Origin of the sequence: Candidatus Devosia phytovorans, from assembly GCA_029202405.1 — a bacterium.
GTDB lineage: Bacteria > Pseudomonadota > Alphaproteobacteria > Rhizobiales > Devosiaceae > Devosia > Devosia phytovorans.
This window is the reverse complement of sequence record CP119312.1, coordinates 1387927-1414186: the sequence shown is the minus strand read 5'-3', so window position 1 is coordinate 1414186 and position 26260 is coordinate 1387927. Positions and strand designations below refer to the sequence as shown.

The window sequence follows — 26260 nt, the reverse complement described above, 5'->3', positions numbered from 1 at the left end:
GGTCGGGGTAGTGTAAAGCCATATTCGGCGGCTCCCCTGGGGAAGCATTACGCTCGAGACTTCAGGGCTTGCCGTCCAGACAGCGAGCCCTGAGGCTTCGGGAAAGTTTGAAGCCAACAAGGGCAGCCGCCGTAGAACCTATATAGGACATTTGAGTATTCTGCGTGATTGTCGTCTCAGCGCAGATTGAAGTTGACCGCAACTTCGAGGCTGATGGGATTGGCGGTGATGGTGGCCGGTGGCGGCGGCAGCTTTGGCAGGCGGTTGATGAGTTCGCGGGCCGCCTCGTCCAGCGCTGCATGGCCCGATGACTGGAGAATGCTGGCCGAGAGGACAGTGCCCGATCGGTCGATGACGAATTTCACCCTGATGGTCCCTTCCTCGCGCCGTCGCTGTGCGTCCTGCGGATAGCGCTTGGCCCGCTCGATCATTCCCAGGACCTGGCTTTGCCATTGTTGCGGCGAGATGGTCGGCGTGCGTTGGGTAGTGGTCGTCTGTTGCGGCGCGGCCATCTGCGGGCTTTGTTCGGCCTGCACGCTGCGCGGCGCCGTCTGCTGGCTTGCCGCGGCCTGTTGCGCGGCCTGCTGCGCGCGCTCCCGTTCTTCGCGTTCGCGCTGCTGTTGCTGGGCAAACTGGCGGCGTGCTTCAGTGATCTCGGCCGGCAAGGACACGGGCATCGGAATGGCGACCTCGGCCGTCTCGGCCGGCGCAACCTCAGGCGGAGGTTCCTCCACCTCTTCCATTTCCGAAGGTTCGGGCTCCTGCTCCGGCAATGGCTCGGGCTCTTCGACGGCCTCCGGTTCCGGCAGCGGCTCCGGTTCAGGTAGCGTCTCCACCTCGGGAGGGGGTTCGGTCTCGTCCGGAAGGTCCTGCGCCGGGCTTGGCTCCGAGGCAGCACTTTCGGGCGGCAGGGACAGTTCTCCATCATCGACCGCAATGTCCTCCACCTGCGGCGCCATGGCCATTTCAGCCAGTTCGATCATGATGGCCGGCGGCGGTGCACCGGTAACTTCGGTCGGCTGCGACTGCGTCGTCGCGATATATAGCGCAGTAGCCTGTACGCTGCAGACCAGCGCAAGCGAAAACGCCCAGAGTACTACGTCGCCGATGCCAAAGCGCCGAACGGCATCAGAGCCGACGGTCTCGGCGAGGCGTTTTACGGGCGGCATGCTCAGGGCTCCCCGGCCGGCCGGGAAGCAGCGCCCTCCAGGCCGACCAGCGCGATGCGCAGATAGCCGGCGTCGCGCAACAGATTCATCACGTCCATCAGGGCGCCATACGCCACCGTCTGGTCGGCGCGCAGGAAGATCCGCGCCTCCATATCCCCCTCGGTGGCGCGTTCCAGGGCCGCGCCCAGATCATTCCTGTCGACCAAGTCATTGCCCAGCGTCATGGCAAGGTCCGACTGCAGCGTCAGATAGAGCAGCTCGTCGGGTCTGGGTTGCGGCTCGGCAGTCGAGGCCGGCAGGTCGACATTGACATCGACCGTCGCCAGCGGTGCCGCGACCATGAAGATGATCAGCAGGACCAGCATCACGTCGATGAAGGGCGTGACATTGATCTCGTGGGCTTCGGTAAGATCGTCCTCACCGTCCTGGCCCTCGCGGATACCGCCCGCCATCAGGCCTGCTCCGCCGGCACGCTGCGAAAATCGATATCGCGGCTCACCAGGCGCTCCACCCCCTGGGCGGCATCGGCCAGCAATTGCCGATAACCGGCGATGGATCGCGAAAAGCCATTGTAGATGATGACGGCGGGGATGGCCGCCACTAGGCCGATGGCGGTTGCGAGCAGAGCCTCGGCAATGCCCGGCGCAACGATGGCAAGATTGGTGGTCTGGGCTTCGGAAATGCCGATGAAGGCATTCATGATACCCCAGACCGTGCCGAAGAGGCCGATGAAGGGCGACACCGAGCCGACGCTGGCCAGAATGCCGGTGCCACGCGAAATGCGCCGTCCAGCCGCGGCCGAAATCCGCGACAGTCGAGACGCTACGCGCTCCTTGAGACCGGTTCCGCCGGCGTGGTCGAGCGCCGCCAGCGAGAGCAGAACCTCTTCACCCGCCGCCTTGACCAGAAGCACACCGACACCGCGCCGGTGCTCCAGCGCCGCGGTCGCTTCGGCAAGGGTGCGGGCCGAGGTGATGGCGCGCAGGACCAACCGAGCCCGTCGCTTGGCGCCCATCAATTCCAGCGTCTTGGCGCACCAGACGATCCAGGTGGTCAGCGATGCCAGAGCCAGACCGATCATCACCGCCTTGACCACATAGTCGGCGGCCAGGAACATGCCCCAGGGTGACAGATTATGGGGCAGCGTTGTCACGGGGGTTGCGGCCGGCACTGGTACTATGGCCGCTGGCTCAGTCTTCGGCGCGGATGTTGTTGCTTCGGGCGCTTCAGACGTCACCGGGGCAGCCGGAGCGGGTGGCTGGACCTGGGCCACAGCGGGAAAAACGAGACCCAAAGCAAATGTCAGGGCGATTATCTGGCGGCAATGGCGCATGGTTCAGCTTTCCAGGGGGCTGGATGTCGTGAGGCTGTGGGGTTCAGCGGTCGGGCAGCGACCCGGGCCGTGACAGGATCAAGCCCTTGCAGGTTTGACGCATCGGCTGGCTGGCTTGGACTTTCGCCCTGGCTGGCTTGCCGACAACGTCCGCCTCAGTCCGCCCCACGAGCGAACAGGCGTTTTTCGACCAGGCCAAGCACGGTCGAAAAAGCTTCATTGGCACCGGCGATGACCCTGGCTTCCTGCTCTGCGGTCAAGGCGATCGCATCGAGCGCGGCCGTGAACTTCTTCCAGTGCAGGCCACGGCCTTCCGGCGCGCCCCCGAGGTGGCGTGCGCCATGCTGATCGGAGAGACCGAGCTTTTGCGCGGATTTCAGCAGGAAGGCCGCGCCCAGATTGGAACCCTCGGCGACATAGAGCCAGCCGAGCGATGTCGGGACATCGACCTGATAGACGTGCGGCGTCTCACGGACCGGAACCGCTCGGTCAAGATCGAAGAGATCCTGCTCGATCTTGCTGATGCGGTCGCGGATTTTCAGATCGGGCAGCAGCGGTGCGAGTTCCTCATGCTGGTAGAGCGGGCTGACCAGCATGTGAAAGTCGTGCTGCATCAGCACGAAGTCGCCGTAGCGCTCGACGCTCTCGAATGGGCGCCCCTCCATGATGCGGTTGTCGAGCCGTCCATGCGTGTCGCGTGTGCCGGACTTGAGCCTCGTCCAAAGGCTGGACTCCTCGTCCTTGGTAGAACCATGCTGTTGGATTTTCTCGTCGATCGCGACCGACATGTTCTTGCCCCTTGTCTGCTTGTGAGCCGCACGGCCCTAATGCTTAGACGAACGAGCGCGGCAAGTTTTCACCCGGAATTGCCAATATTGTTCAATGTGCCCCCGGCGCGGCCTGCCAGAACGTGTCAAAATCACTGCGAAACCTTGCGCCATCCCAACCTGTCCGGCGGTGACTCGCCTTATTGCTAAAACATGATAGTTTGAGGATACTTTATTGGACCTGCACCTTGAAAACGAACTATCCGGCTGATCCAGCGCTACAAATCTGCGGCAATCCCATGCGTTTCAATCTGTCACCGGCGGTATCGCCGTGACTGCAGAGACGCCTGACACGCGCAAGCACCTGATCGCGAGCTATCTCGAGCACTGGACCAGCCTGCGCAAAGCCCTGACTTATCGAACGCGCTCCCAAGACCTTGCTGAAGATGCGTTGCAGGAAACCTGGATACGATTGGACCGGATGCAGGGCGGCGCCTATGTCGTCCATGATCGCAAGGCCTTCATCCTGCGCGTCGCAGGCAATATCGCCGTCGACATGTTGCGCCGCGAATCCCGGCATGCCCGGCGGTTCATCAGCGATGAGACGCTGATGAAGGCCATCGCCGACACCGCGCCCTCGCCCGAGACGATCATCATCGATCGGGACCAGTTGCGCCAACTTGCGCTCGCTCTAGCAGAATTGCCACGCAAGGCGCGCATGGCCCTGCTAATGAGCCGCAGCGAGGGATTGACCCATGCGGAGATCGCGACGCGGATGCAGATGTCGACAAGCATGGTCGCCAAATATCTGGCGCAAGCGCTTCGTCATTGCCGCGATCACTTCCGCCGCATCGACGGAACCGAAGAAATCTAGCGTGGCCATGGCAAGATCCGCCTCTCCGCATCGTCTCAATCTTGATGGCCATTGTATGCCAGCCACACTCAATGACTGGAAATCGTAGCGATGTCGGGCATGAGAATGCACAAGCCTGCCGATGTAGGGCTCAGCGATGAAGCAATCGACTGGATCGTGCGATTGCAGTCTGGCAGCGCAAACGCTGCAGACGAGACAGCATTTGATCTGTGGCGCAACACCAGCGTCGACCATGAGCTGGCCGCCCAGGAGGCCGAGGCTATCTGGCACGGCATCGGCCTGGTGGGCAGTGCCCAGGACGAAGCCACCCGCAGGCGGCGCCGCAACCTGACCCGCCGTGCGGCACTGGGCGGCACCGCGCTGACATTGGCAGGCCTCTTTGCTTACTCCATGGGCATGATGCGTGGGCTTCTGGCTGATCACGTCACCGGGGTCGGCGAGCGCCTGACGGTAGAGCTGGCCGACGGCTCTGTGGTTCTCATGAACAGCCTGACCAGTCTCACCGTCGATTTCAGCGTCAACCGCCGGCACCTGACCCTTGGCGAGGGTCAGGCAGTCTTCACGGTTGCGCATGACCCGGGACGTCCCTTTGTCGTCACGGCAGCAGGCGGTGAAACCCGTGCCCTCGGCACAGTGTTCGATATCGACATGCGGACCGATGGCGTCGTCGTTACGGTGCTGGAAGGCACCGTGGCCGTTTCGGAAGCCAGTCACGATGGCTCCACCCGCGTCGCCATCAACCAGCAAACTGATTATGGCACCGGACGGGGCGTCCAGCCGGCTCGCGAGGTCGATGCGCAGGCGGCCATTGCCTGGCGCCGCGGCAAGCTCGTGTTCAACGACCGACCGCTGGCCAGCGTCATCGCGGAACTGCGTCGCCACAGGTCCGAACCCATTCTCATCCTCAACCCGGAAATCGAGTCGCTTGCCATTACCGGTGTATTCGATCTTTCCGATCCCGGCGCGGTCCTGCAGGCCATTGCGGAAACGCTGCCGGTTTCCGTCAACGAAATGCCTTTCGTCACCATCCTTCGGTGACCGCAAAAACCGGCTACCAAAAATACTGATCAAAATAATCATATTTTCTGACCGACCACTTACAAGGTCGTGACGTGTCCGTCGTCTTAACCCTAGAGGAGCGTTCAACCTGGCACCTGCCGGACGCTGCTCACCACTGCATAGTTAGAACATAGGGTAGAAGCGGCAATGTATGGGGCAGACAAGGGGCGTGGGGCGCGTCTGAGAAAAGGCGCAACACGCCAGTGGTTATTGGGCACGGTCGCCATTCTGGCACTGGCCAGTGCAAACGTCACCGCCAGCGCCCAACAGCAGCAGCCAGGCGAGGCATCGAGCTATTCAATTGCGCCGCAGGATCTCGGCTCAGCCCTCACCAGTTTCGCCGAAAATGCCGGATTGCGCCTGCTGTTTCCATCGATCCTGGTTGCCGGAAAGACCAGCCCGGGGCTCAATGGCAGCTTCTCGGCCGAGGCAGCGCTGAGCCAATTGCTGGCTGGCAGCGGCCTGACCTATCGCTTCACCAGCAGCAATACGGTAACGATCACCGATCCGGCGGCAGTCGTCGAAGGTACCGATGGATCGATCGTTCTGGGTGAGGTCAACGTAACCGCCTGGGCAACCAATTCGGGCATCGGCTGGGATGGCTCACCGGAAAGCGTTTACCTGACACCGGGATCGGTCAGCGCCATTTCGGCCGAAACACTGCAGAATTTCGCCGGCACCACCCCCTCCGATATCCTCAAGAGCGCACCGGGCGTGCTGTCAGGCGAAAGCCGCAACAGCGGTGGCCTCGACGTCAATATCCGCGGCATGCAGGGCATGAGCCGCGTGCCGGTGAGCATCGACGGGGCGCAGAATTCGACGGCCGTCTACCGCGGCTACCAGGGCATCGCCAATCGCAGCTTCATCGATCCCGATTTCATCAGCGGCATCAGCATCGAGAAGGGCCCGAGTTCGGCGCCCGGCGCGGCTGGCGCGATCGGCGGCTCGGTGAACATGAGGACCGTCACCGCCGACGATATTGTGCCCGCAGGCGAGAGCTTTGGCATCCGTCTCAAGGTGGAAGGCAGCAGCAACACCAGCCCGGTCGCGGCCAATGGCACGATGAACCTGTTGGAGCCGTTCGACGGCCTCGGCATGTCTCGGGGCCAGGTGGAGAATCCGGGACCGTTCGCAATGACGGGCGGCTCCTCCAGCGTGCTGTTCGGCAGCAAGACCGAGGTTTTCGACTTCGTGGCGGGCTTTTCCCGCCGCCGTCTGGGCAACTACCACGCCGGCACCAACGGGCCCTATGCGCCGCAGCCGTCGGCACCACATTCCCTCTGCGCCCTCTATGCCGGCTATTGCGACGGCATGACCTTCTATGAGCCCGGCCTCACCGCTTACCTGCCGGGTGAAGAGGTCCTCAATACTTCGCAGGACACGACTTCCGGCCTGCTCAAGACGACCTTCCGCTTCAATGACGAGCATGTGCTGGAGCTGGGTTTCTCGCGCTATGAAAGCCGCTATGGCGAAACCTATCCCATGGGCTTCATCACAAATCTCAGTTCGCGCCAGCAGGGGCAGCCGTCGCATACGGCGGTCGACAGTGTCACAGCACGCTATGGCTACAATCCCGACAATGACCTGATCGACTTTCAGTGGAATACCTGGGGCACCTCGCTGGTCGAAAGCAGTGCGCTCAGCGACGGCAGCACGAACTTTGCCGAAAAATGGGCCAAGAGCTACGGAACCGATGTCTCCAACACGTCGCGCTTCTCAGTGTTTGGCGGTGATCTCGCCCTGCAGTACGGCGGATCCTACCGCAGCGAGGACACGGCGCCTTCCAAGGATGCGCCGGCGAGCGCCATACAACCGCGCAATGGCTCACGCGAGGAAAGCAGCGTCTTCATCAACGCCAAGCTCAACCCCACTGACTGGCTCGAGCTGACCGCCGGCACGCGCTATCACAGCTACGAGGCGCAGAACAACACGGCTGCCAATACGACACCGATCCAGTCAGCCAACGCCGTGGATTTCAATGCCGGTCTTGCTGTTACGCCGATTGAGGGTGTGCAACTGTTCGGCACCTACAGCAATGCGGCGCGCCTGCCGTCGCTGTTTGAATCCGTGGGTGGCTTTGCCACGTTGATTGCACCCGGACTGACCCCGGAAACCGCGAATAATTTCGAGGCGGGTGTCAATCTGCAGCGCGACGACTTGCTGTTTTCCGGTGACACGGCAGGGTTGAAATTTGCCTATTTCAACAACACGACCGACGACTATATCAGCCGGGCTTGGGAACAGCGCCTCGCGCCGCACCCGATCTATGGCGGTACGCCATACCTGCAGAATTTCATGGTGATCGACAATATCGATCAGGCACGGTTTTCCGGCTTCGAAATGTCGGCCAGCTATGACAATGGCGGCTTTTCGGCCGACCTGAACGGCACCTATTACAACAATGTCGAATTCTGCCGGACCGCGGCGACCTGCATGAACAGCTCGCTGGCTGCAGACTATGCCACCAATCAAATCCCGCCGGAGTATACGGCCAGCCTGACGCTGAGCCAGAAATTCCTCGAGGATCGCCTGACCCTGGGCGGCCGGCTGACCCATATCGGTCCGCGCGCCGCTGGCGCCCAGCCGACCCAGTCCGGCGCCAGCCCCTTCATCGCCGCCATTCCGTGGGAGCCCTATACGGTGCTCGACGTGTTCGGCCGTTACGAGCTCACCGACTATGCCACGCTGACCTTCGGCATCGAGAATGTCACGGACCTCTACTATGTCGATCCACTCAACCTGGCGCTGCTGCCCTCGCCCGGCCGCACCATCAAGCTCGGCGTGGTCGGCGAGTTCTCGCCCTCCAGTGGTGGAGGGGAAGCCTGGGCCGATGCGCTGGCACCAATCACCGCAACGGCGACCAACGATGTCGACTGGACCGGCTTTTATGCCGGCATCCACGGCGCGCAATTGAATGGCAATGCCGAAGCCCTCGACTTCAAGCGCTATGTTGGCGCGACCATGGTCGAAGACCGCAACTTCTACCTCGGTGACATCGACGGTGTCGGCATTGGCCTGCAAGGCGGCGCCAACTACCAGCTCTCCAGCAATTTCGTCCTCGGCGTCGAAGGCGAAGTCTCCTGGGGCGGCACCGAATTCAGCGCCATGACCTCGCGTGACACTTATTTCGACGGCAGCATCGACTGGCTTGCCAGCCTCAGTGCCCGCGCCGGTTTCAGCGCCGACCGCTTCTTGGTCTATGGCAAGGGGGGCGTTACCGTGGCCGGCACCAGCATGGGTCGTGTCATCGCTGACAATCGCATGATCAGCCAGGATAGTGCCTCGGGCTGGACCCTCGGTGCCGGTGTCGAATACGCCGTCTCGGACAACCTGTCGATCAAGGGCGAGTACAGTTTCACCACTCTCTCGGGCGGCAGCTATGGCGGCACCATGCCGGGACAGACCACCACAACGGGTGGATTGTTCAAGACGGACCAGGTCAAGATCGGCATGAACTATCGCTTTTAGCGGGCGGTGCACCTGATAGTGAACCAACTGACGAACGCCGCCCCGGTCAACCCGCGGCGGCGTTTAAGCAATCTGCAACGCCATGTGTCGGCAACTCACGACACGGTATGCGGCTTGGATACGGTGCATGACTGATAGGCAAACCGTCCGCTCCGAGCCACTCCGAAAGAGGGCCATGTTGCCGACAGTGCCTCTAGCTCTGAATCCTGGCGGCTACAGTGCCCTCGAGACCCAACTGCCCTTGGATCAACCTGGCCTGCCCTATTGGCGCGATGACCCGTGAGCCGGTGATGATCACCTGACCTTGGCGCAGTTGCAGGCCGCGCGATGCACTATGTGAGGCGAGCCAGCGCAGAGCCTCAAGAATTGCCTGCCACGATGCGCCGCCTCCGGCGGTCGTTGCCACCGTGCCGTCGAAAGTCAGTTCGGCCATTAGCGTGCTGAAGGCGTTCTTGGCCAAACCTTCCATTGCCTGGCCAACGACCACGCAGCCATTGCTCTGCAGGTCGGCCAACTTGGTGTTGAAATCCACCGCATCGCGATCGACGAAGGGCGAGCCGATCAGTTCCAGCGTCGGATGGATAGAAGCGATTGCCGCTTCCACTGCGGCCAGATCCGCATCGGCGGCGAGGTCTTGGCCCAGTTTCACCCCTATTTCCAGCTCGACCAGCACCAGCCGGTGCCGCGCCGCATCGATAGTCTCGCCGTCGGCGAAGTAGCGGTTGGTCGGGATTGGCGCACAGAGCGGCTCGCCGGTGCCGCCGGCCATCACCTTCCAGCCGCCGACGGCGCCGATGCGGTCGACGATCATGTCCTGCAGGGCCACGACGGCCGGCATGTCCACGGGCCGCAGATGGGCCGGAACGCTGTCGATGAGCGGGCCGCCATCGTGGGCCGCGATCAGGGCGGCAGCCAGGTCTTCGGTGGTATTGAGCGTCATGGTCAGGTCTCCGGTTGTGGGGCCGCTCATCGCAGGATGACCACGTCATAGGTATCGAGCTGCGGCAGGGTGAAGGCAGTAAAGCCCTCGTCGCCCCGGATCGGCAGGTAGCGGCGGGTGCTGGCCATCTGCGCCGAGGTGAAGGCGCCCTGCACCTCCACCGCGATGCCGCTCATTGGAATGGCCGGGTGATAGGCTACCTGTGCCGCGCCAGAGAGGTTGACGAAATGCACCAGCGTGCGGTTTTCCGCTGCCTGCTGCTGCAGCGTGATCTGCACCATGGGATGGGCATTGCTGCGCAGCTGCCGCCCTTCGGGCAACAGGTGGTCGATCACGTCGCTGAACAGCGTGGTATGGTGGGCGGCGCTGGCGCGATAATAGAGGTCACCGAGGTCCCAGGGAATATAGGCCAGGCGGCCCTCTCCGTAGTCGAGCAGATGCAGGCCCGGCTTGTCGGTGTCATGCAGGCCCTCGCCGACCATTTCCATCGGATTGACCTTGGTGGGCGGCACGAAGGTCAGGGGCGAGACGCCGCGCGCTTCGAGCTCGAGGTAGTCGCTGTAAAAGAACATCAGGTCGGCATCGCCGAGATTGGGCAGCAGGCCGTGGTCGCGCACGCGCCAATAAGCGGCGAGGGTTTCCTTGCGGTTCCACAGCTTGACCATGGGCGGTAGTTCAAGCTCCGGCCTCGTGGCGCCGGAGGCCAGCACGCGGCCGCCCTGGCGCAGATAGCGGTCCAACTCCTTCGGCGCGCCCTTGCTGGAGACGACGAGATCATAGCGGCCGGGGTCGCTGTCGATCCAGCTCAGATCCTTGGACAGCACGAAGGGAATGTGGTTTTCGGTCAGGAGGCGGAAAAAGCCCGACATGGCCGTGTTGCTGTTTTCGCCGCCGCTGCCCAGCTCCTTGCTGTCGCGATAGCCGAAGCCGCCATTGCCGGGCGGCCGCCCTTCGGCCGCGCCGCCTTCCCCGTAGCGGAACAGCACCTGGGCGAGCGTTGGGCCCGGGACGTCGAGCAACAGTACGCGCGCGGCGTTTTCCTGACGGACATAGAGATCGGCGTTGTTGCGGTGGAAACTGAAGGCCGGCAACGCACCCTTTTCCGCGTTGCGATCGAACTGCTCGTGGTTGCCATTGACGAAGAGATAGGGGCCGGCACCATTGGCCATGTTCTGGAAGGCGCGGATTTCGCCCTCCGGCGCGGAGCGATGGGCATAGCGCCAGCGGCCGTCGAGAAAGGCCGAGTCATTGTTGAACGCCATGCGGTCGGGATAAGCAGCGCGGTAGCGATTGACCGTTTCGCTGGCATCATAGAGCCAGAAGGCATGGGCTTCGGCAATCGGGGCGCCGTGGGTTTCCGAATTGGTGGAATCGGCCTCGCGGCCGACCATGTAGTTGATCAACGGGTTCTTGGCTTTGGCGAAGGCCTTGATGCGAGCGGCGAGTTTTGCCGCGCAGTCATTCATGAAGTCGAGATATTCGGCATTGGGCGTGGTCGGCAGGTCCTTGCCGTATTTGTCGCTGTAGAGGCGCTGGCAATTGGCGCATTGGCAGGGGCCGAAGGCGTTGCGCTGGCCGCCGCCATAGTTGAAGAACATGCCGTCGAGCGGGAAGCGCGTCAGCGCCTCGTCCATGATCTTGAAGATATGCTCCTGCATATAGCCGCCGTTGACGCACATCAGATGCGTGTCGTTCCACAGCGGGGAATTGCCCGCGGGATCGCGCTGCACCCAGTCGGGATGGGCTTCGATCAGCGCCTTGTCCTGGTTGACCGTCCATTCGAAGCGGCCAACGACACGAATGCCTCTGGCATGAGCCTTTTCGACGATCTCGCCGACCACGTCGCGGCCTTCGGGCAGCGACGGAGCGCGGACGTGGAAGGGGACTTCCGTGGGATAGAAGGCGGCAATGCCGGCTGTGGGCAGGACCACGGCATTGACATGAAGGTCCACCAGCTTTTGCACGAAGGCGTCGGTATCGACTGGCGCCTGATACTGGTTGTACAGGAACAGCGCCATGCGGACCGGTTCGTCGATCCACCACCTGCTTGTCGTTTCGCCCTGCTCTATCGCTCCGTCCATCACCACAATCTCCTCCACCTGATTTGTCAAAGTTGACAATTTACTTGCCAAGCTTGTCAAGGAAGAACTGCGTCTAGCGACGGGAAAGTGCCAGTGTGGTGCCGCCGATGGCGATCAGGACGCCGCCCAGGATCACGCCGGCCGTGGGCAGCTCCATGAAGAACACCCAGCCCCAGACGGCCGCAAAGATCAGCGAGGCATAGCCGATGGGCGCCAGCAGGCTAACGCTGGCGGAGGTATAGCCGCGGATATTGCAATACTGCCCGAGAATGGCGAGCGGGCCGAGGCAGAGCAGCACCGCGTTGACCGGGCCGGTGGATTTCCAGGTCAACACGGCTGGGATCAGCAGGAGCAGCATGCCGAAGAAATTGGCATGGGCGAGCGTCACCAGCGGGCGGTCGGCCAGGGTCAGGATTTTGATGAAAATGCCCTCCAAAGCCAGCAGTAGAGCGCCGATGATCACCACGGAAGCCGGCACCAGATAATTGGCGTCAAAGGTGGTAAAGGCGCCACGGGCGGCAACGACGACTGCCGCGCCCAGGATGCAGACGAGCGAGCCGGCGATGTGGATCGACCGCAGGCGTTCACGGAAGATGATGATACCGAGCGCCAGCATGAAGACGCCGCTGAGCTGGCTGATGGCATTGGCATCGACCAGCGGCATGTAAGTGTTGCCAAAGATGATAGCCGCGCCGCCAAGTCCACCCACCAGCGCACGCAGCGCCTGACTGAGCCGGTGTTTGCTCTGCAGCGACTGGAAACTTTGCGGCTGGCTGGCGGACAGGCCGAGCACGGTGACGAAGCCACCGGCGTAACGGAGGAACATGATCTGGAAGGACGAGGCCAGCTCTCCTGCAAAGCGACCCGAGGTGAAAATCAGCGAGAAGATCACAATGGCGCTGAGCACGAAGAGCACGGACCGAAAATTGGTCCAGTCGCGGTCAACTGCCTGCAAGTCCATCGCTCCCCTCACCGGTGCGTATTTGTCTAACAAGTTTCACAGAACAAACAACCTGTTGTCACTTGTAACCGAAGCGTTGTAGATTGCTCACAGTGAGTTGGCTCAACCGGTATGGAAGTCAAAGACATGGCGATCGAGGAGCGCCCGCCCTACGTTATGGAGCAGGGGCAACGACTTGCGGAAATTGCCCATAACCAGATGCGGGCCCTGATTCAGGATGGCAGCTGGTCACCGCGATCCCGCCTGCCCTCGGAAACCGAACTGGCGCGCCGCTTCGGCATGTCGCGTCCGGTGATCCGGCAGGCGCTGGCCAAGCTGCGCGATGCCGGACTGATCCAGTCGCGCCAGGGCTCGGGCAGTTTTGTCATGGAGCCGATGGACGCGCCAGATGTGGCGCCCATGCAGGTCCCCTTCCCCGCCATAGCCAGCTTTGCCGACATCACCGCCTTTGCCGCCTTCCGCGAAGGCATGGAAGGCGAGATCGCCGCTGCGGCAGCACTCAACCGTACCGATGCGCAACTGGTTGCGATCGCTGCTGCGCTGGACCGCTTTGGCGAAAAGAAAAGTCTCGCCGAACGGCCGGGCGACGACTTCGCCTTCCACCTGGCGGTGGCCGAGGCGACGGGCAATCCGTTTTTCATCAATTCGCTGACCTCGCTACGCGAGCAGATGCTGATGGGCATGAGCCTGATCTGGAATTTTTCCGGTGACAGCCCGGCCTTCCGCGACAGCGTGATGGAACAGCACGAGGCAGTCCATGCTGCCATTCAACGCCGCGACGACCGCGGGGCACGCAAGGCGATGAAAGAGCACCTGCAATGGGCCAGCGCCAGAATGTTTAAAGGGTAACAAAACCGCGCGACGCAAATTGCAGGCTACCATTCCAGATGGAAATGGTGAAAGCTGTGGGAGTTTCGTCACGACGCCTGAAGAGGAGCAGCGTCATGATCCTGAATACGACCGATTGGCCAACGTCAGGCCGGTATTGTTTCGAGTTTCGCATCGGCATCGAGGGCGAGGCTGCGGCGGCTGCAGCGCGCTCCCGCAATGCAGACGACCTGATCCGCCTCGCGGATGTGGTGCGCAAGCTCGAGACCATCGATGTCACCTGCGATCCCGGGCTGACCGAAGATTTCGACTTCCATCTCTGCGTCGCCCGCGCCTCGCACAATGACTATTATGTCAGTGCCATTTCGGCAGTCCGCGAAAACATCTTTGGCGGCATGCTGCTGGCGAGGACCACTTCCGGTCTGCGCACGGCCGAAAAGATGGCGGCCATCAATGAGCAGCATCGCGCTGTCTATGAGGCGATCATCGATGGGGATGCCGAGCGCGCCCGAGATTGCATGCGCTTCCATCTTCTGGCCTGTCGCAAGTCGACCAGCCATTGGGACGCGACGACGGCCCACTAGATTTTCCTGGCTTGAATGAAAAAGGGGCGACCTCCGGGCCGCCCCTTTTCACTAGCTGGCCAGTTCAACCACCACCACGTCGCGCGGCGGGATTTCGACCTTGCCGGTGTCAGACATGGCGCCCCAGAAAGCCTTGCCGGCATTGGCCGGCGTGCCATCGACGGAAACATCCACTGTCACCGCTTCGCGCAAAGGATTGAGCAGCCACAGCGTCTTGCGGCCACCGGCTTCGTGCAGGCGGGCCTGCAGGCGATTGTCGGAAATGGTGACGCGCTGCTTGACGCCGGCCCAGGCCAACACATTAGCAAAGTAAGCCTTGCCGGCGGCTTCGCCCTTCTGGAAATAGCCAATGCCCGGATGGGTGCCAACCAAAAGCGTCCTGCCCGCGCCATGACTGTGCTCGGCGACTGCCAGGCGGCCATCGGCAAAGCGGCCCAGTTCCCTCGCGCCATCGAGCGTATAGGACTGCAGGAACCCGCCGCCGCGAACGATTTGGCCGGCGAAGGTGAAGCTGATCCGGTCGCCGAGGTCGGGCATGAATTCGACCTCCTGCTCGCGAACGCCAAATACCTTGTCGAGGCCGTTGTTCGGCTGGACGGTGCCCACCTTGCCGCGATCGCCGAAATAGCCGGGCGTGGCTTCCGAAATCAGCGTACCTCCCGTCTCGACCCACTTGGCGATGGCCGTGGCTGTCTCGGACTGCATCGAGATCGGATAGGGCGCATAGAGCAACCTGTACTTGGCAATATCCTCGATATGCACCCAGTCGGCCTGGATGCCATTGTCGAAAAAGCCCTGATAGGCGCCGAACATGGCGTGCTGATAGCTGTCCGGCTTGTGCTTGTGGTTGAGCAGATAGTCCCAGGCCTGCGCTTCGGGAATTACCAGGATGCCGATATCGCCCTGCACCGGCTTGGCCTCGAACAGCGGCTGCTGTTCGGCGCTATTGGCCCATTTGCCGATTGCACTCTGCATGTCCGACCGCGCGGTCCGACTTCCATCCATGCCATAGGCGCCAAAGGCGCCAAACAGCGGCCCGTCGAGCAACGGCCGATAGCGCAGGTTCATCACCCCGCTGGCGCCGGCCGAGAAGGACGTCATGGTCAGCATGCGCAGATCTTCGGGCTCCATCACCCGGCCGTCTTCCTTGTCATGGCCCAGCACCTGCGGCTGCAGCCAGAGCGGGCCGGCGGGACGTTCGGCGTGCCACCATTTCTTGCCGCGGGCGGCGGAGCGGGTAAGGTCGGGGCCGAAGAAATTCTGCCAGGGCTTGAAGCCGCGACGGCTCGGCACCCAGGTCATACCGTAAAGCTCGACCTTGGATGCGGCCAGCCAGTCGTCGCTGCCATTGGCTATCATGTGCTGGATGGCGCCGGCCACGCCATGCGCTGCCATCAGGCAATCCGGATCGACGGCGCGGATGGTGTCAATTTTCCACTGCATCTGGCCGTAGTAGTTCTGGCGCTTGAACTCGAGCCAGTCGAGATTTTCCGGATAGGGCGAAACGACCCGCGGCGGCTCGATGTCGTCCCATTCGGCATAGGAATAGCGGTACCAGGCCTGGCTCAGCGCTTCGAGATCGCCATACTTGTCCTTGAGCCAAAGCCGGAAGTCGGTCTTCATATATTCGGAAAAGTCGACGTCAGCCGAGTAGTTGACCTCGTTCCAGACGTCATAGCCGAGCAGCGCCGGATGACCCTTGTAGCGCTTGGCCATGGCGGTGAGGAAAGCACCGGCCGCGTCACGCACTTCCGGGCAGTTGAAGGTCAGCGAGCCCGAGCCGCCGCCATTGTGGGCGCCGCCACCGGTGGCGCAGCTCGGATGCATGATCGGCGGAAGGAAAGCGCCGTCGGCCGTGATCTGGCGGGCATGCGGATAAGCGCGATAGGCCCAGTCCGGCGTGGTCTGGGTCAGCTCGGCAATGATGGTCAGGATGCCGTTCCTGGCGGCGAGGTCGAGCTGGCGGTCGAAGTCCTCCCAGTCATAGACGCCCGGCTTCCGCTCGATGGCCGACCACATGAACCAGTGGCGGAAGACATTGAGGCCGTCCTCGGCGGCAATCCCATAGTCGCGCTCCCAATCCTCCTTGGGCGGGTTGGACTTGCGGAAATAGACGGCGCCATAGGGCACCTTCGGCAATCTATCGAGCGGCATTATGGGTTCCTCCAGACAAAATGAGAGCGCATGGCGCCTCCTGCGCCATCAACGGCACGGCAGTTTGAGACGGTCAGCCGCTGGCGGCTGACAGGGTTTCGAGCGTGCGGATCAGGCCCGAATGGTCCTTGTCGCCATCGCCCTGAGCCATGGCGGCCGACATCAGCTGTGCCGTGGCGGCGGTATTGGGCAGGGCCAGTTCGAGGCTGCGCGCGGCATCGAGCGCCAGCGCCAGGTCCTTGCGATGCAGCTTGATGCGGAAGCCGGGATCAAAGGTCCGCTTGTTCATGCGGTCGCCATGCACTTCGAGAATGCGGGAGGCGGCAAAGCCACCCATCAGCGCCTCGCGCACCTTCATCGGATCGGCACCGGCCTTTTTGGCAAACAGCAGCGCCTCGGCCACTGCCTCGATGGTGAGGCCGACGATGATCTGGTTGGCGACCTTGGCCGTCTGGCCATCGCCCACTTCGCCGACGCGGTTGATGTTCTTGCCCATCAGCTGGAACAGCGGCATGGCACGGTCGAACGCTGCCTCGCTGCCACCGACCATGATGGTCAGCGCGGCATTCTTGGCGCCGACCTCGCCGCCCGACACGGGCGCATCGAGATAGTCGCCGCCCCCTGCCCTGACCTGTTCGGCAAAGCGCTTGGTGGCCACTGGGGAGATGGAGCTCATGTCGATGACCAAGGCGCCCGGCGCCAGCGCCTCGGCAATACCGTCCTTGCCAAACAGCATGTCGTCGACATCGGGCGTGTCGGGAAGCATGAGGATGACCACCTCGGCATCCGTAACCGCCTCCCGGGCGGTGGCGGCGGCTTTGCCGCCCTGGTCCACCAGATGCTGCGACACCGGCTTGACCCGGTTGATGGTGACGTCGTGGCCGGCGGCGATCAAGTGGCCTGCCATGGGGCGTCCCATGACGCCCAGTCCGATAAAGCCTATTTTCATGGCCTAGCGCTCCTTGCGGTAAGGGTTCATCCAGCCGAGGCCTTCGGAAGTGCCGGCGCTGGGTTTGTATTCGCAACCCACCCAGCCGGTGTAACCCAGCCGATCGAGAGCGGAGAAAATATAGGGATAGTTGATCTCGCCGGTGCCCGGCTCGTTGCGGCCGGGATTGTCGGCGATCTGCACGTGGCCAATGCGATCCTGCAGGCGCTCGAAGGTCGGCACGAGGTCGCCCTGCATGATCTGCATATGGTAGAAATCATACTGGATCTTGAGATTGTCGGAGCTGACCCCGGCCATGATCCGTTCGGCGTGATCGGTCGTGGCAAGGTGGAAGGTTGGCATGTCCCGCCGGTTGATCGGTTCGATGACGAGGGCAATGCCGGCATCGGCGAGGCGCGGCGCGGCATAGTTGAGATTGTCGATCAGCGTCCGGTCGAGCGTTTCGGCATCGGCCCCGGCCGGCGCGAGGCCAGCAAGGCAATTGACGGTCTTGCAGTCGAGCGCTCTGGCATAGTCGATGGCGGTATCGACGCCGCGGCGGAATTCCTCCACGCGATTGGGCAGGCAGCCGATGCCGCGCTCGCCGGCGCCCCAATTGCCGGGCGGGAGATTGAACAGCGCCTGGGCAATGCCGGCGAGCTTGAGCGCACTGGCGACTTCGGTCTTGTCGAACTCATAGGGCGAAACATATTCCACCGCTCCGAACCCGTCCTCGGCCGCCTGGGCGAAGCGGTCGAGAAACGGCTGGTCCTGGTAGAGAAACGAGAGATTGGCAGCAAACTTGGGCAAGGGATAATCCTTCAATCCTTGAAACGCGTGCGGTGCAGCATGCGCTTGTTGCGGGGATCGGGGTTGGGGACAGCCGAGATCAGGCTCTGGGTATAGGCCTGTTGGGGCGTGGTGCAGATCGCTTCGGTGGGACCGATTTCGACCAGTTTGCCGCGATGCATGACACCGACGCGGTCGCAGAAATAGCGGACCACGGAAATGTCGTGCGAGATGAAGACAAAGCTGAGGCCCAGCCGCTTCTGGATATCGAGCAGCAGGTCGAGCACCTGCGAGCGGATCGAGACGTCGAGCGCGGCCGTGGCCTCGTCGGCAATGATCACCTTGGGGTCGAGGGCGAGCGAGCGGGCGATGCCGATGCGCTGGCGCTGGCCGCCCGAAAAGGCGTGCGGATAGCGTTCACGCGTCGATGGATCGAGGCCCACGAGGGTCAGCAACTCGCAGACCCGCTCGTCGAGCGCCTTGCCCGACATGTGCCGGGTGACCTTGAGCGGGTCGCCGACGATGTCGCGCACGGTCATGCGCGGATTGAGTGACGCGAAAGGGTCCTGGAACACCAGCCGCACCTGGCGATGGAAGTCGCGCAGTTCCCGCTTGGAAAGGCTGGTAACGTCCAGCGGGCCGTTCTCGCCATCGAACGTGACGGTGCCGGAGGTTGGCTCGATGATGCGGAGCAGCATGCGGCCGACGGTGGTCTTGCCGGAGCCGCTTTCGCCGACGATACCGAGGTTTTCCCCGGCATGGAGGTCAAAGCTGACGTCATCCACCGCCTTGATGGCATAGCTGTTGCCACCGAACCAGGCGGTCGAGGCGCCATACACCTTGCTGAGATTGCGGGCCGAAAGGATTACTTTCGACGCCTCAGGGACTACGACGTCGCGCTGCACCGAGCGGCGGTTCTGCTCGAGCTTGACGGTGGCATTGAGCAGGCGCTGCGTATAGTTGTGCTTGGGATCGTGGAAAATGTCGTCGACGCTGCCGAATTCGACGATCTGCCCATAGTGCATCACCGCCACCTCATCGGCGACCTCGGCCACGATGCCCATGTCATGGGTGATCAGCAGCATGGCCATGCCGCGGCTGACCTGCAGGCGCTTGACCAGGTCGAGGATCTCGGCCTGGGTGGTGACGTCGAGCGCCGTGGTCGGCTCGTCGGCGATGAGGATTTCCGGATTTGCCGCAAGAGCCATGGCGATCATGGCGCGCTGGCGCATGCCGCCGGAAAACTCGAAGGCATAACGGTCGATCATCTTGTCGGGATTGGGGATTTCGACCTGGCGCAGCAGTTCGATGGTTTCTGCTCGCGCCTCGGCCTTGTTCATCTTGCGATGCAGGCGCAGCGCTTCGATGATCTGCGAACCGATGGTGTGCACCGGCGAGAGCGAGCTCATCGGTTCCTGGAAGATCAGACCAATGCGGCCACCGCGAATAGAGAGCAGCGCCTTGCTGCGCTCGTCGAGCTGGGCGATGTCGATGGCGCCCCTGGCGTCATCAAGCAGGATGCGGCCATTGGCGATGACGCCATTGCTGTCGATGATGCGCATCAGGGCACGGGCGGTGACACTCTTGCCGGAGCCGCTTTCGCCGACGAGGCACAGCGTCTTGCCACGGCGCAGCTTGAAGCTGATGTTGCGCGCCGCGTGCAGCACTTCGGTGCGCAGCTTGAAATCAAGGCTCAGATTTTCAACGCTGAGAACTACGTCGTCCGCAGGGGTCTGGCCGGTGACTTCGGGGCCGGGTTTGGTCATCAGGTCAGCTTTCATAGGGATCAGCGGCGTCGCGCATGCCGTCCCCGAGGAAGTTGTAGGCAAGCACGGTGATCACCACCGCGCCGGCGGGCCAGACGAGCTGCCAGGGCGCGTTGGCGATGGTGCGCACGTTCTGGGCTTCCTGCAGCAGCACGCCCCAGGATACGATGGGTGCCTTGAGGCCGATGCCGAGAAAGCTCAGCGCGGTTTCCGCAACGATCATCGTCGGCAGTGCGAGGGTCACCACGGCCAGGATATGGCTGGTCAGCGATGGCAGGATGTGGCGGAAGATGACGCGGCGTTCGCTGGAGCCGTCGAGCTTGGCGGCGGTAACGAAATCCTCGCCGCGCAGGGCAAAGAAGCGTCCGCGCACCTCTCGGGCCAGTCCGGTCCAGCCAAACAGCGAGACGATGAGGGTGATGACGAAATAGACTGTCAACGGTGACCAGGTCAGTGGGATGGCCGCCGCCAGGCCCAGCCAGAGCGGAATGGTGGGCATCGAGGAAATCACCTCGATGATGCGGGCGATGACGGTATCAACGACGCCACCATAAAAGCCGGCCAGCGAACCCAGGGTGACACCGAGGCAGAGGCTGATGACGACACCGATCAGGCCGATCGACATGGAAATGCGCGTGCCATAGATCAGCCGGCTCATCAGGTCGCGGCCCAGCCGGTCGGTGCCAAGCAGATACATCGTGTCGGTGGATTTCAGCGGCCCGAGCAGGTGGCGGTCGGCAGGGATGAAGCCCCACATCTTGTAGGCCGGGCCCTTGACGAAAAAGCCCACCGGCACAACGACACTTTCATCGGGCACATAGGTGCGGCGCAGCGAGGCCTGGTCGACTTCCATCGTATAGCCGGTGACATGGAGCTGGAAGCTGGTGGAGCCGTCCTCATTGGTGACGAAGAAGCGCAACTGTTGGGGCGGTGCATTGGTGAACTGCGGCTTGGAGGTGTCGGGCAGCGCCGGCGCCAGGAATTCGGCGAAGACGCCGATCAGCGCCATGACGATGATCACGCAGCCCGAGACCAATGCCAGCTTGTTGCGGACGAACTTGTACCAGATCAGCGTCCACTGGCCGGCAACGGCGGCCTTGCCGCTGTCATGGGTGGGCTTGAGCGAGGTGACGGAGGGCCCGGTTTCGGGAACGCCGTCAATGAACGTATGGACTGTCATCAGGTGAACCGGATTCGAGGATCAAGGAGGGCGAGCAGCAGGTCCGAGACCAGCATGCCGACAAGGGTGAGCACGCCCATGAGGAGAATGAAGCTGCCGGCCAGATACATGTCCTGGCTGATCAGGGCGCGCAGCAGCAGCGGCCCAGCCGTTGGCAGATTGAGCACGATGGCAGTGATGGTGACGCCAGAGACCAGTTCGGGCAGCACCCAGCCGATTGCCGAGACGAAGGGATTGAGGGCGATGCGCACAGGATACTTCAGCACCACCTTGTGCTCGGGCAGGCCCTTGGCCTTGGCGGTGATCACATAGGGCTTGCGCAATTCGTCGCTGAGATTGGCGCGCAGCACGCGGATCATCGCTGCCGTGCCGGAGGTACCGATGACGATGATCGGGATCCACAGGTGCTGCAGCAGGTCGACGAACTTGCCCCAGCTCCAGGCTGCATCGACATATTGCGGCGAGAACAGCCCGCCCACGCTCTGCCCGAAATAGCGATAGCTCATATACATCAGCGTCAGCGCCAGGATGAAGTTGGGCACGGCAAGGCCGATGAAGCCGATGAAGGTGAAGACATAGTCGCCGATCGAGTGCCGGCGCACCGCCGAGTAGATTCCAATCGGCAAGGCCACGGCCCAGACGAACAGCAGCGAGGCCAGCGAGATGGCCAGGGTCGAGCCCATGCGCTCCCAGATCAGCTCGGAAACCGGGCGGTTCCATTCAAAGGAATAGCCGAAGTCGCCGCGGAACAGGATGCCGCCGATCCACTTGAGATATTGCAGCCAGATCGGATCGTTGAAGCCATAGATCTCGCGCAGGCGCTCGACCTGGCGCGGATCGACATTGGCTCCGGAGTCCTGCATCGACGAGATCATCGAGGTGACATAGTCGCCGGGCGGCAGCTGGATGATCATGAAGGCGATCAGGGACAGGCCGAACAGCGTCGGGATCATGTAGAGGATGCGCTTGAGAATATATTGCGGCATCGCTTTGCCTCCTATCGGCCGGTCAGCTCCAGTCGACCTGGATTGCGTCAAGGGTCGCCAGCTCGCCCAGCGTCACGCGCACGCGGCCCTCGGCGATCTGGTGCTCGATACGTTCGCCGGTTGAGCCCAGGCGGACCTGATCAACGGTGCGGCCCTGCGGCATGGCGATGGAAACGGTGAGCGGGCCAATCGGATAGACCTCGCGGATCGGTCCCTTCATCATCATCGGATTGGTCAGGTTGTTGATCAGCAACACCGTGCTGTCGAGACCCTGGCGCAGGCCGAGATCAACGACACCCCTGCCCTCGATTTCGACATCAGAACGCTTGCCCAGCGCCCAATGCACGCAATTGCCGATCAGCTTGCCGTGGTCGCCGGCCAGAACCTGCCAGAAGGTGGCGCCGATGTTCCAGGGAATATAGACCGTGCGGCCGCCGCCCTGGTGCTGGCGCGCGATGATGGCGGCACCTTGCGGGTCCTGGCGTGGATAGACTTCTTCCATCGGCAGGTCGGGGAAGTCCGGCACGAAGAGGAAGGGCTGCTCGGCGTCGGCCACGGCCTCGACGCCGATGACATGGGTGCCACCGATGATGCGCGCGGCGCCGTCGAAACCGCGGTTGATCGGGTGATCACCGCTGATCGAGACATAGGTGTTGTTGACAGGACCACGGGCCGGAACGGTGACGGAGTAGCCAAGCAGGTCAGCCAGAACCGGCGTTTTTCGCGGCGCATTGTCGGCCTGCCTGGTGCCGGTTTCATACGCAACGACCAGCGAACCACCGCGGGCGACATAGGCCTTCAGCATCTTGGCCTGTTCGTCGGAGAGACAGGTGGAGTTGCAGAGGATCAACACCTTGAAGGCATCAAGGCGTTCCGGCGTCATCATGGCGTCGGACACCAGTTCGAAGGGCAGTCGCGCCTCGACCAGGGCATGATAAAAGCCCAGCTCGTGGTTTTCCGCTTCCTTGCGGCTCCACATGTCCTGGTGGCGCAGCGTGGTGGCCGGATCGAGGATGGCGATCTCGGCATGCGGCGTGGTCGAGCTGGAGAGCGGTTCTAGCTTTTCCTGCAGGGTGAAGCTGTCGATCACCGGCTGGACCCAGCGCTGGTCGGGGACAACGCCGTTGAACTTGGTAAACCAGGGCAGCATGCCCTGTGCCGTACCGCTATTGGTCCAGGCCTCGATCTCGGGCCCGAGCGTCACGCTGTCCTTCCAGCGATAGACCTCTTCGGGACCGATGGAGGTAATCAGGATGGAGGGGCGGTCGGGAAAAGTCGCGCGCATGCGCTTGCCATTGCGGCCGGACATCCAGACCGGCTCAGTGCCGCGCCGGCCCTGGTCATCGACGCAGAGGAAGGGGCAGTACTTCTTGATGACCTCCATGTCGAAGTCCATCAGCGAAACGCCGCCCATGTTGGGAATGAAGCTCGAATGCGGCTTGATCGCCTTCATCACCGCATCCCATTCGACGACGAGGCGGGTCAGCAATTGCCGGCGCCAGTCATTCCACGCCATCCAGGGCGGATCATCCAAGCTGCGCGTCACCGGAATGTCGAGGCCGGATGCTGCTCTGAAATTGGTCTTGCAGCTATCGCAATAGCAGATGCCGTGGCCCTGCCAGCGATTGGCGAAAATGGCGTCGATATCGTAGTTGGTGGTGATCTCGCGCAGCACCTCGGGCATGAACTTGAAGTTGTAGTCCGAATAGGCGCAGGTGACCCAGACGTCAGGAAAGGCCCAGTGGCGCACCTTGTTGCCGTCCTTGTCGACCATCACCCATTCGGGATGGGCGTCGGCGGCATCCTGGTGGATTGCATGGGGATCGACGCGGGCCATGACATGCATGCCGAGCTCGCGGGCGCCATCCACCAGCCGTCCGAATGGGTCGGTGTCGCCGAGGAACTTGCTGACATAGTGGTGTTCGATCTTGCTGGGATAGAAGGCCATGTAGCCGCCAGCGCTGAGACAGGTCGCATTGGAATGGGTGCGCTTGAACACGTCGATCCAGAAGTCGGGATCGAAGCGGATCGGGTCGTCATCCACCAGCGTCAGCTGGGTCCATCGGGTCGCGGACTTGTACCAGTCGGGGGTCCGCAGGTTGTCGGAGCGCTTGAGGTCGGTGTGCAGCATGATGGCAATCTCGGCATGAGTTTACTGGGACGCCGGCCATGCGGTCGGCGTCTGTGACTCTGGATAGTCGAGGCAGGCCCTAGGCCTTGAAGAACTGCTCGGGTCGTGCGGGTCCGGGCGTGGGCCAGCCAAACGAGTTTGGCATCAGGTCCATCACATTGACCATCTCGTTCTTGACGATGCCGTAGCCGTCGGCTGGCCAGCTGACGCCGAAGGTAAAGAACAGATCGGCTGCATTCTGCAGGATCTCCGCCATGATCTCGTTCTGCCGGGCCGGGTCGGCCGTGCCGGCAAGATCGCGATAGAGCTCCTGCTGCGCCTTGACCGGCTCTGGCGGCTCGATGGCGGCCGGGTTGTCGGGCTGGTTGTAATAGAGCGACCAGCCCGGGGCGTAGAAGCAGTTGCTGTTTGTGGGTACGTAGAAGCGCGCATCGAGCATGGCGGCTATGCCGGAATTGGCGCCGAACTGGTGCGCTGTGGCGTCATATTCACGCCCGCGCCGTACGCGTTCTTCCCAAAGCGAACGATCCATGGTGCGCATCTGCACGTCGATGCCCACCGCCTGGAACATCGGAATGGCCAGCTGGAAGATGTCGAGGAATGTCGTGCGGGTCTGGTCAATCTCGAAGATGATGGCAATGCGCCGCCCTTCGGCATCGAGGCGATAGCCGTCGCCGTCACGGTCGGGCGCAATGGCATCGAGCATGGTGTTGGCAGTATCGGGATCGAACTCGGTAAACTGCTTGGCCAGTTGCTCGTTGTAGAGCGGATCGGTCTCAATGATGGACGGTTGCGCCGGCACGCCCTGCCCGATGAACACCGCATCGATCAGCGCCTGCCGGTCGACGGCCAGCGACAGCGCTTGGCGGAACTCGATCTGGTTGAACAGCGCCCGCTTGGTTTCGTCGACATGGTTGAGGTTGAGCTGGAAGGCCATGACATTGGCCGCCGTCTCGCGCAGCGTATAGAAAGCGTAGTTGCCCGTGGTCATGCCGTCATAGAGGGTCGGCCGGTTGGCGGGCGTCGCAATATACTGGTCCATCATGTCGATCTCGCCCTGCAGGGTCTTGAGCAGCAGGACCTCGGGATCGGCAACCATCTGATAGACGACGCGGTCAAAGTAGGGCAGCTGGGTGCCGGCAGTATCGACCTTGAAATAATAGGGATTGCGGGTGGCAATCGCCTGTTCGGTGTTCTGGCCCGGTGCGCCGGTGGTGAACACCCAGGCGTTGAGCGTCGGGCGATTGGCGTTCTGGAAGAATGTATTGTCGTCCTGGAAGCCGATCTCGCGCTGGAACAGGGCAATCCAGCTTTCCATGCCCTGTTCCTTGGCTAGGGTATCGGCATCCGGATTGTAACGGATATGGAATTTTTCGAGGTAATGCTTGGGCGTGCGGGTCAGTTGGTCGTTCTGCGCCCAGGCCAGTTGCTGCAGTAGGAAGCCATTGGGGCCGCCAAACTTGAGCTTGAAGGTGGTCTCGTCGATCACCTCCAACTCACCCTTGACGCCCTCCACTTCGAGGAAGGTCTGGGCGCCAAGGTTGGTTTCCTCGTCGGTAAAATAGGCGTCATACCAGAACTGGATATCAGCCGTTGTATAGGGCTGGCCGTCAGACCACTTGTGGCCTTCACGCAGCTTGATGGTGTATTCGGTGGCGTCGGCGTTGATCTCGTAGCTTTCGGCGGTGTTCTCGATGATGCCGCTCCACTCTGGATCAAAGCGCACCAACGGCTCGTAGCCCTGGTAGCGTACCAGCATGGAGAGCGAGCCGCCGCCCACGAGGGCGTGGCGCCAGTCACCGCCCTGCGTGCCGGGCTGTTCGAGCGGGGTGATGACCAGCGGATTGGCCGGCAGGCGCTCGGCCACCGGCGGCAGGTTGCCGGCATCGACCTCAGCCTGCAGGAAGGCCGATTCCGGCGTCTCCTGCGCCATGCTCCAGCGCGGCAACATCACCGCTCCGGTAAGGGCTGCCGATGCAGCCATGAAAGCTCTTCTGCTAATCCCGTTCATCGACTTTCCTCCGAAGCGACGTGACGCGGCATACCAACCGCCACTACCGTTGGTCTGCTACCCTCCTCAAGGCGGTCGACCAGCGCTTGTCCAGGCAGGTTAGCGCCTGTACCAATCTTGTCAATGTTGTTATTTTAACCGTGCTGATCACGCGCATGGTTGTCCAGAAAACTCAGCGGTCTGGAATTTTACCTTTATAGACAAGTATTTAAACCGACACGCGCTTCGACGGACAATTTTGACTTGTACTA

General features: G+C 62.3%; 20 protein-coding genes. 5 read left to right on the top strand and 15 right to left on the bottom strand.

The annotated features are described in order from the left end of the window. Nucleotides 1-176: 176 nt before the first annotated feature. From P0Y65_07185 to P0Y65_07170, 4 genes are all read right to left on the bottom strand, one after another. The gene (locus P0Y65_07185; protein WEK06031.1) at nucleotides 177-1169 is read right to left on the bottom strand and encodes an energy transducer TonB; all 993 of its coding nucleotides are present in this window, start codon (nucleotides 1167-1169) and stop codon (nucleotides 177-179) included. A gap of 2 nt (nucleotides 1170-1171) precedes the next feature. Next, nucleotides 1172-1621 (bottom strand): TonB system transport protein ExbD, encoded by a 450-nt coding sequence (gene exbD / locus P0Y65_07180; protein ID WEK06030.1) that lies wholly within the window; start codon nucleotides 1619-1621, stop codon nucleotides 1172-1174. Next, nucleotides 1621-2502 (bottom strand): tonB-system energizer ExbB, encoded by an 882-nt coding sequence (gene exbB / locus P0Y65_07175; protein WEK06029.1) that lies wholly within the window; start codon nucleotides 2500-2502, stop codon nucleotides 1621-1623. The genes exbD and exbB overlap by 1 nt, the downstream gene beginning before the upstream one ends. A gap of 155 nt (nucleotides 2503-2657) precedes the next feature. Beyond that, a complete protein-coding gene (locus tag P0Y65_07170; GenBank protein WEK06028.1) occupies nucleotides 2658-3290 on the bottom strand; it encodes a biliverdin-producing heme oxygenase in 633 nt (210 codons plus the stop codon). A gap of 310 nt (nucleotides 3291-3600) precedes the next feature. On the opposite strand from P0Y65_07170, the gene P0Y65_07165 reads away from it, so the two are divergent. From P0Y65_07165 to P0Y65_07155, 3 genes are all read left to right on the top strand, one after another. Next, nucleotides 3601-4143: an RNA polymerase sigma factor gene (locus tag P0Y65_07165; protein WEK06027.1), complete on the top strand. Its 543-nt coding sequence runs from the start codon at nucleotides 3601-3603 to the stop codon at nucleotides 4141-4143. A gap of 105 nt (nucleotides 4144-4248) precedes the next feature. Continuing rightward, entirely contained in the window at nucleotides 4249-5181 is a 933-nt protein-coding gene (locus P0Y65_07160) for a FecR family protein (protein WEK06026.1), read from the top strand. A gap of 231 nt (nucleotides 5182-5412) precedes the next feature. Beyond that, on the top strand, nucleotides 5413-8670 hold the full coding sequence (locus tag P0Y65_07155; protein WEK06025.1) for a TonB-dependent receptor: 3258 nt from the start codon (nucleotides 5413-5415) through the stop codon (nucleotides 8668-8670). Between the two features lie 193 nt (nucleotides 8671-8863). Here P0Y65_07155 and P0Y65_07150 read toward each other — a convergent pair whose 3' ends face one another. From P0Y65_07150 to P0Y65_07140, 3 genes are all read right to left on the bottom strand, one after another. Further along, nucleotides 8864-9610 (bottom strand): hypothetical protein, encoded by a 747-nt coding sequence (locus tag P0Y65_07150; GenBank protein WEK06024.1) that lies wholly within the window; start codon nucleotides 9608-9610, stop codon nucleotides 8864-8866. Between the two features lie 26 nt (nucleotides 9611-9636). After that, nucleotides 9637-11691: a family 10 glycosylhydrolase gene (locus P0Y65_07145; protein WEK06023.1), complete on the bottom strand. Its 2055-nt coding sequence runs from the start codon at nucleotides 11689-11691 to the stop codon at nucleotides 9637-9639. Nucleotides 11692-11764: 73 nt separating this feature from the next. Next, nucleotides 11765-12646: a DMT family transporter gene (locus tag P0Y65_07140; protein WEK06022.1), complete on the bottom strand. Its 882-nt coding sequence runs from the start codon at nucleotides 12644-12646 to the stop codon at nucleotides 11765-11767. A gap of 117 nt (nucleotides 12647-12763) precedes the next feature. On the opposite strand from P0Y65_07140, the gene P0Y65_07135 reads away from it, so the two are divergent. Beyond that, a complete protein-coding gene (locus P0Y65_07135; GenBank protein ID WEK06021.1) occupies nucleotides 12764-13501 on the top strand; it encodes a FadR/GntR family transcriptional regulator in 738 nt (245 codons plus the stop codon). Between the two features lie 95 nt (nucleotides 13502-13596). Continuing rightward, nucleotides 13597-14064: an FCD domain-containing protein gene (locus P0Y65_07130; GenBank protein ID WEK06020.1), complete on the top strand. Its 468-nt coding sequence runs from the start codon at nucleotides 13597-13599 to the stop codon at nucleotides 14062-14064. Between the two features lie 51 nt (nucleotides 14065-14115). Here P0Y65_07130 and P0Y65_07125 read toward each other — a convergent pair whose 3' ends face one another. From P0Y65_07125 to P0Y65_07090, 8 genes are all read right to left on the bottom strand, one after another. After that, nucleotides 14116-16218 (bottom strand): beta-galactosidase, encoded by a 2103-nt coding sequence (locus tag P0Y65_07125; GenBank protein WEK06019.1) that lies wholly within the window; start codon nucleotides 16216-16218, stop codon nucleotides 14116-14118. 73 nt (nucleotides 16219-16291) lie between these two features. Continuing rightward, the gene (locus P0Y65_07120; protein ID WEK06018.1) at nucleotides 16292-17167 is read right to left on the bottom strand and encodes a 2-hydroxy-3-oxopropionate reductase; all 876 of its coding nucleotides are present in this window, start codon (nucleotides 17165-17167) and stop codon (nucleotides 16292-16294) included. A 3-nt stretch (nucleotides 17168-17170) separates the two neighbouring features. After that, complete coding sequence (gene hyi / locus P0Y65_07115; GenBank protein ID WEK06017.1) at nucleotides 17171-17956, bottom strand: hydroxypyruvate isomerase; 786 nt, start codon at nucleotides 17954-17956, stop codon at nucleotides 17171-17173. Between the two features lie 11 nt (nucleotides 17957-17967). Next, nucleotides 17968-19701: an ABC transporter ATP-binding protein gene (locus P0Y65_07110; GenBank protein ID WEK06016.1), complete on the bottom strand. Its 1734-nt coding sequence runs from the start codon at nucleotides 19699-19701 to the stop codon at nucleotides 17968-17970. 4 nt (nucleotides 19702-19705) lie between these two features. After that, nucleotides 19706-20881 (bottom strand): ABC transporter permease, encoded by a 1176-nt coding sequence (locus P0Y65_07105; GenBank protein ID WEK06015.1) that lies wholly within the window; start codon nucleotides 20879-20881, stop codon nucleotides 19706-19708. Further along, a complete protein-coding gene (locus P0Y65_07100; GenBank protein WEK06014.1) occupies nucleotides 20881-21867 on the bottom strand; it encodes an ABC transporter permease in 987 nt (328 codons plus the stop codon). Before P0Y65_07100 ends, P0Y65_07105 begins: the two co-directional genes overlap by 1 nt. 22 nt (nucleotides 21868-21889) lie before the next feature. Continuing rightward, nucleotides 21890-23998 (bottom strand): family 10 glycosylhydrolase, encoded by a 2109-nt coding sequence (locus P0Y65_07095; protein WEK06013.1) that lies wholly within the window; start codon nucleotides 23996-23998, stop codon nucleotides 21890-21892. Nucleotides 23999-24077: 79 nt separating this feature from the next. Further along, nucleotides 24078-26009 carry an ABC transporter substrate-binding protein gene (locus P0Y65_07090; GenBank protein WEK06012.1) on the bottom strand — a complete coding sequence of 644 codons (1932 nt, stop codon included), beginning with the start codon at nucleotides 26007-26009 and terminating at the stop codon, nucleotides 24078-24080. Nucleotides 26010-26260: the final 251 nt, after the last annotated feature.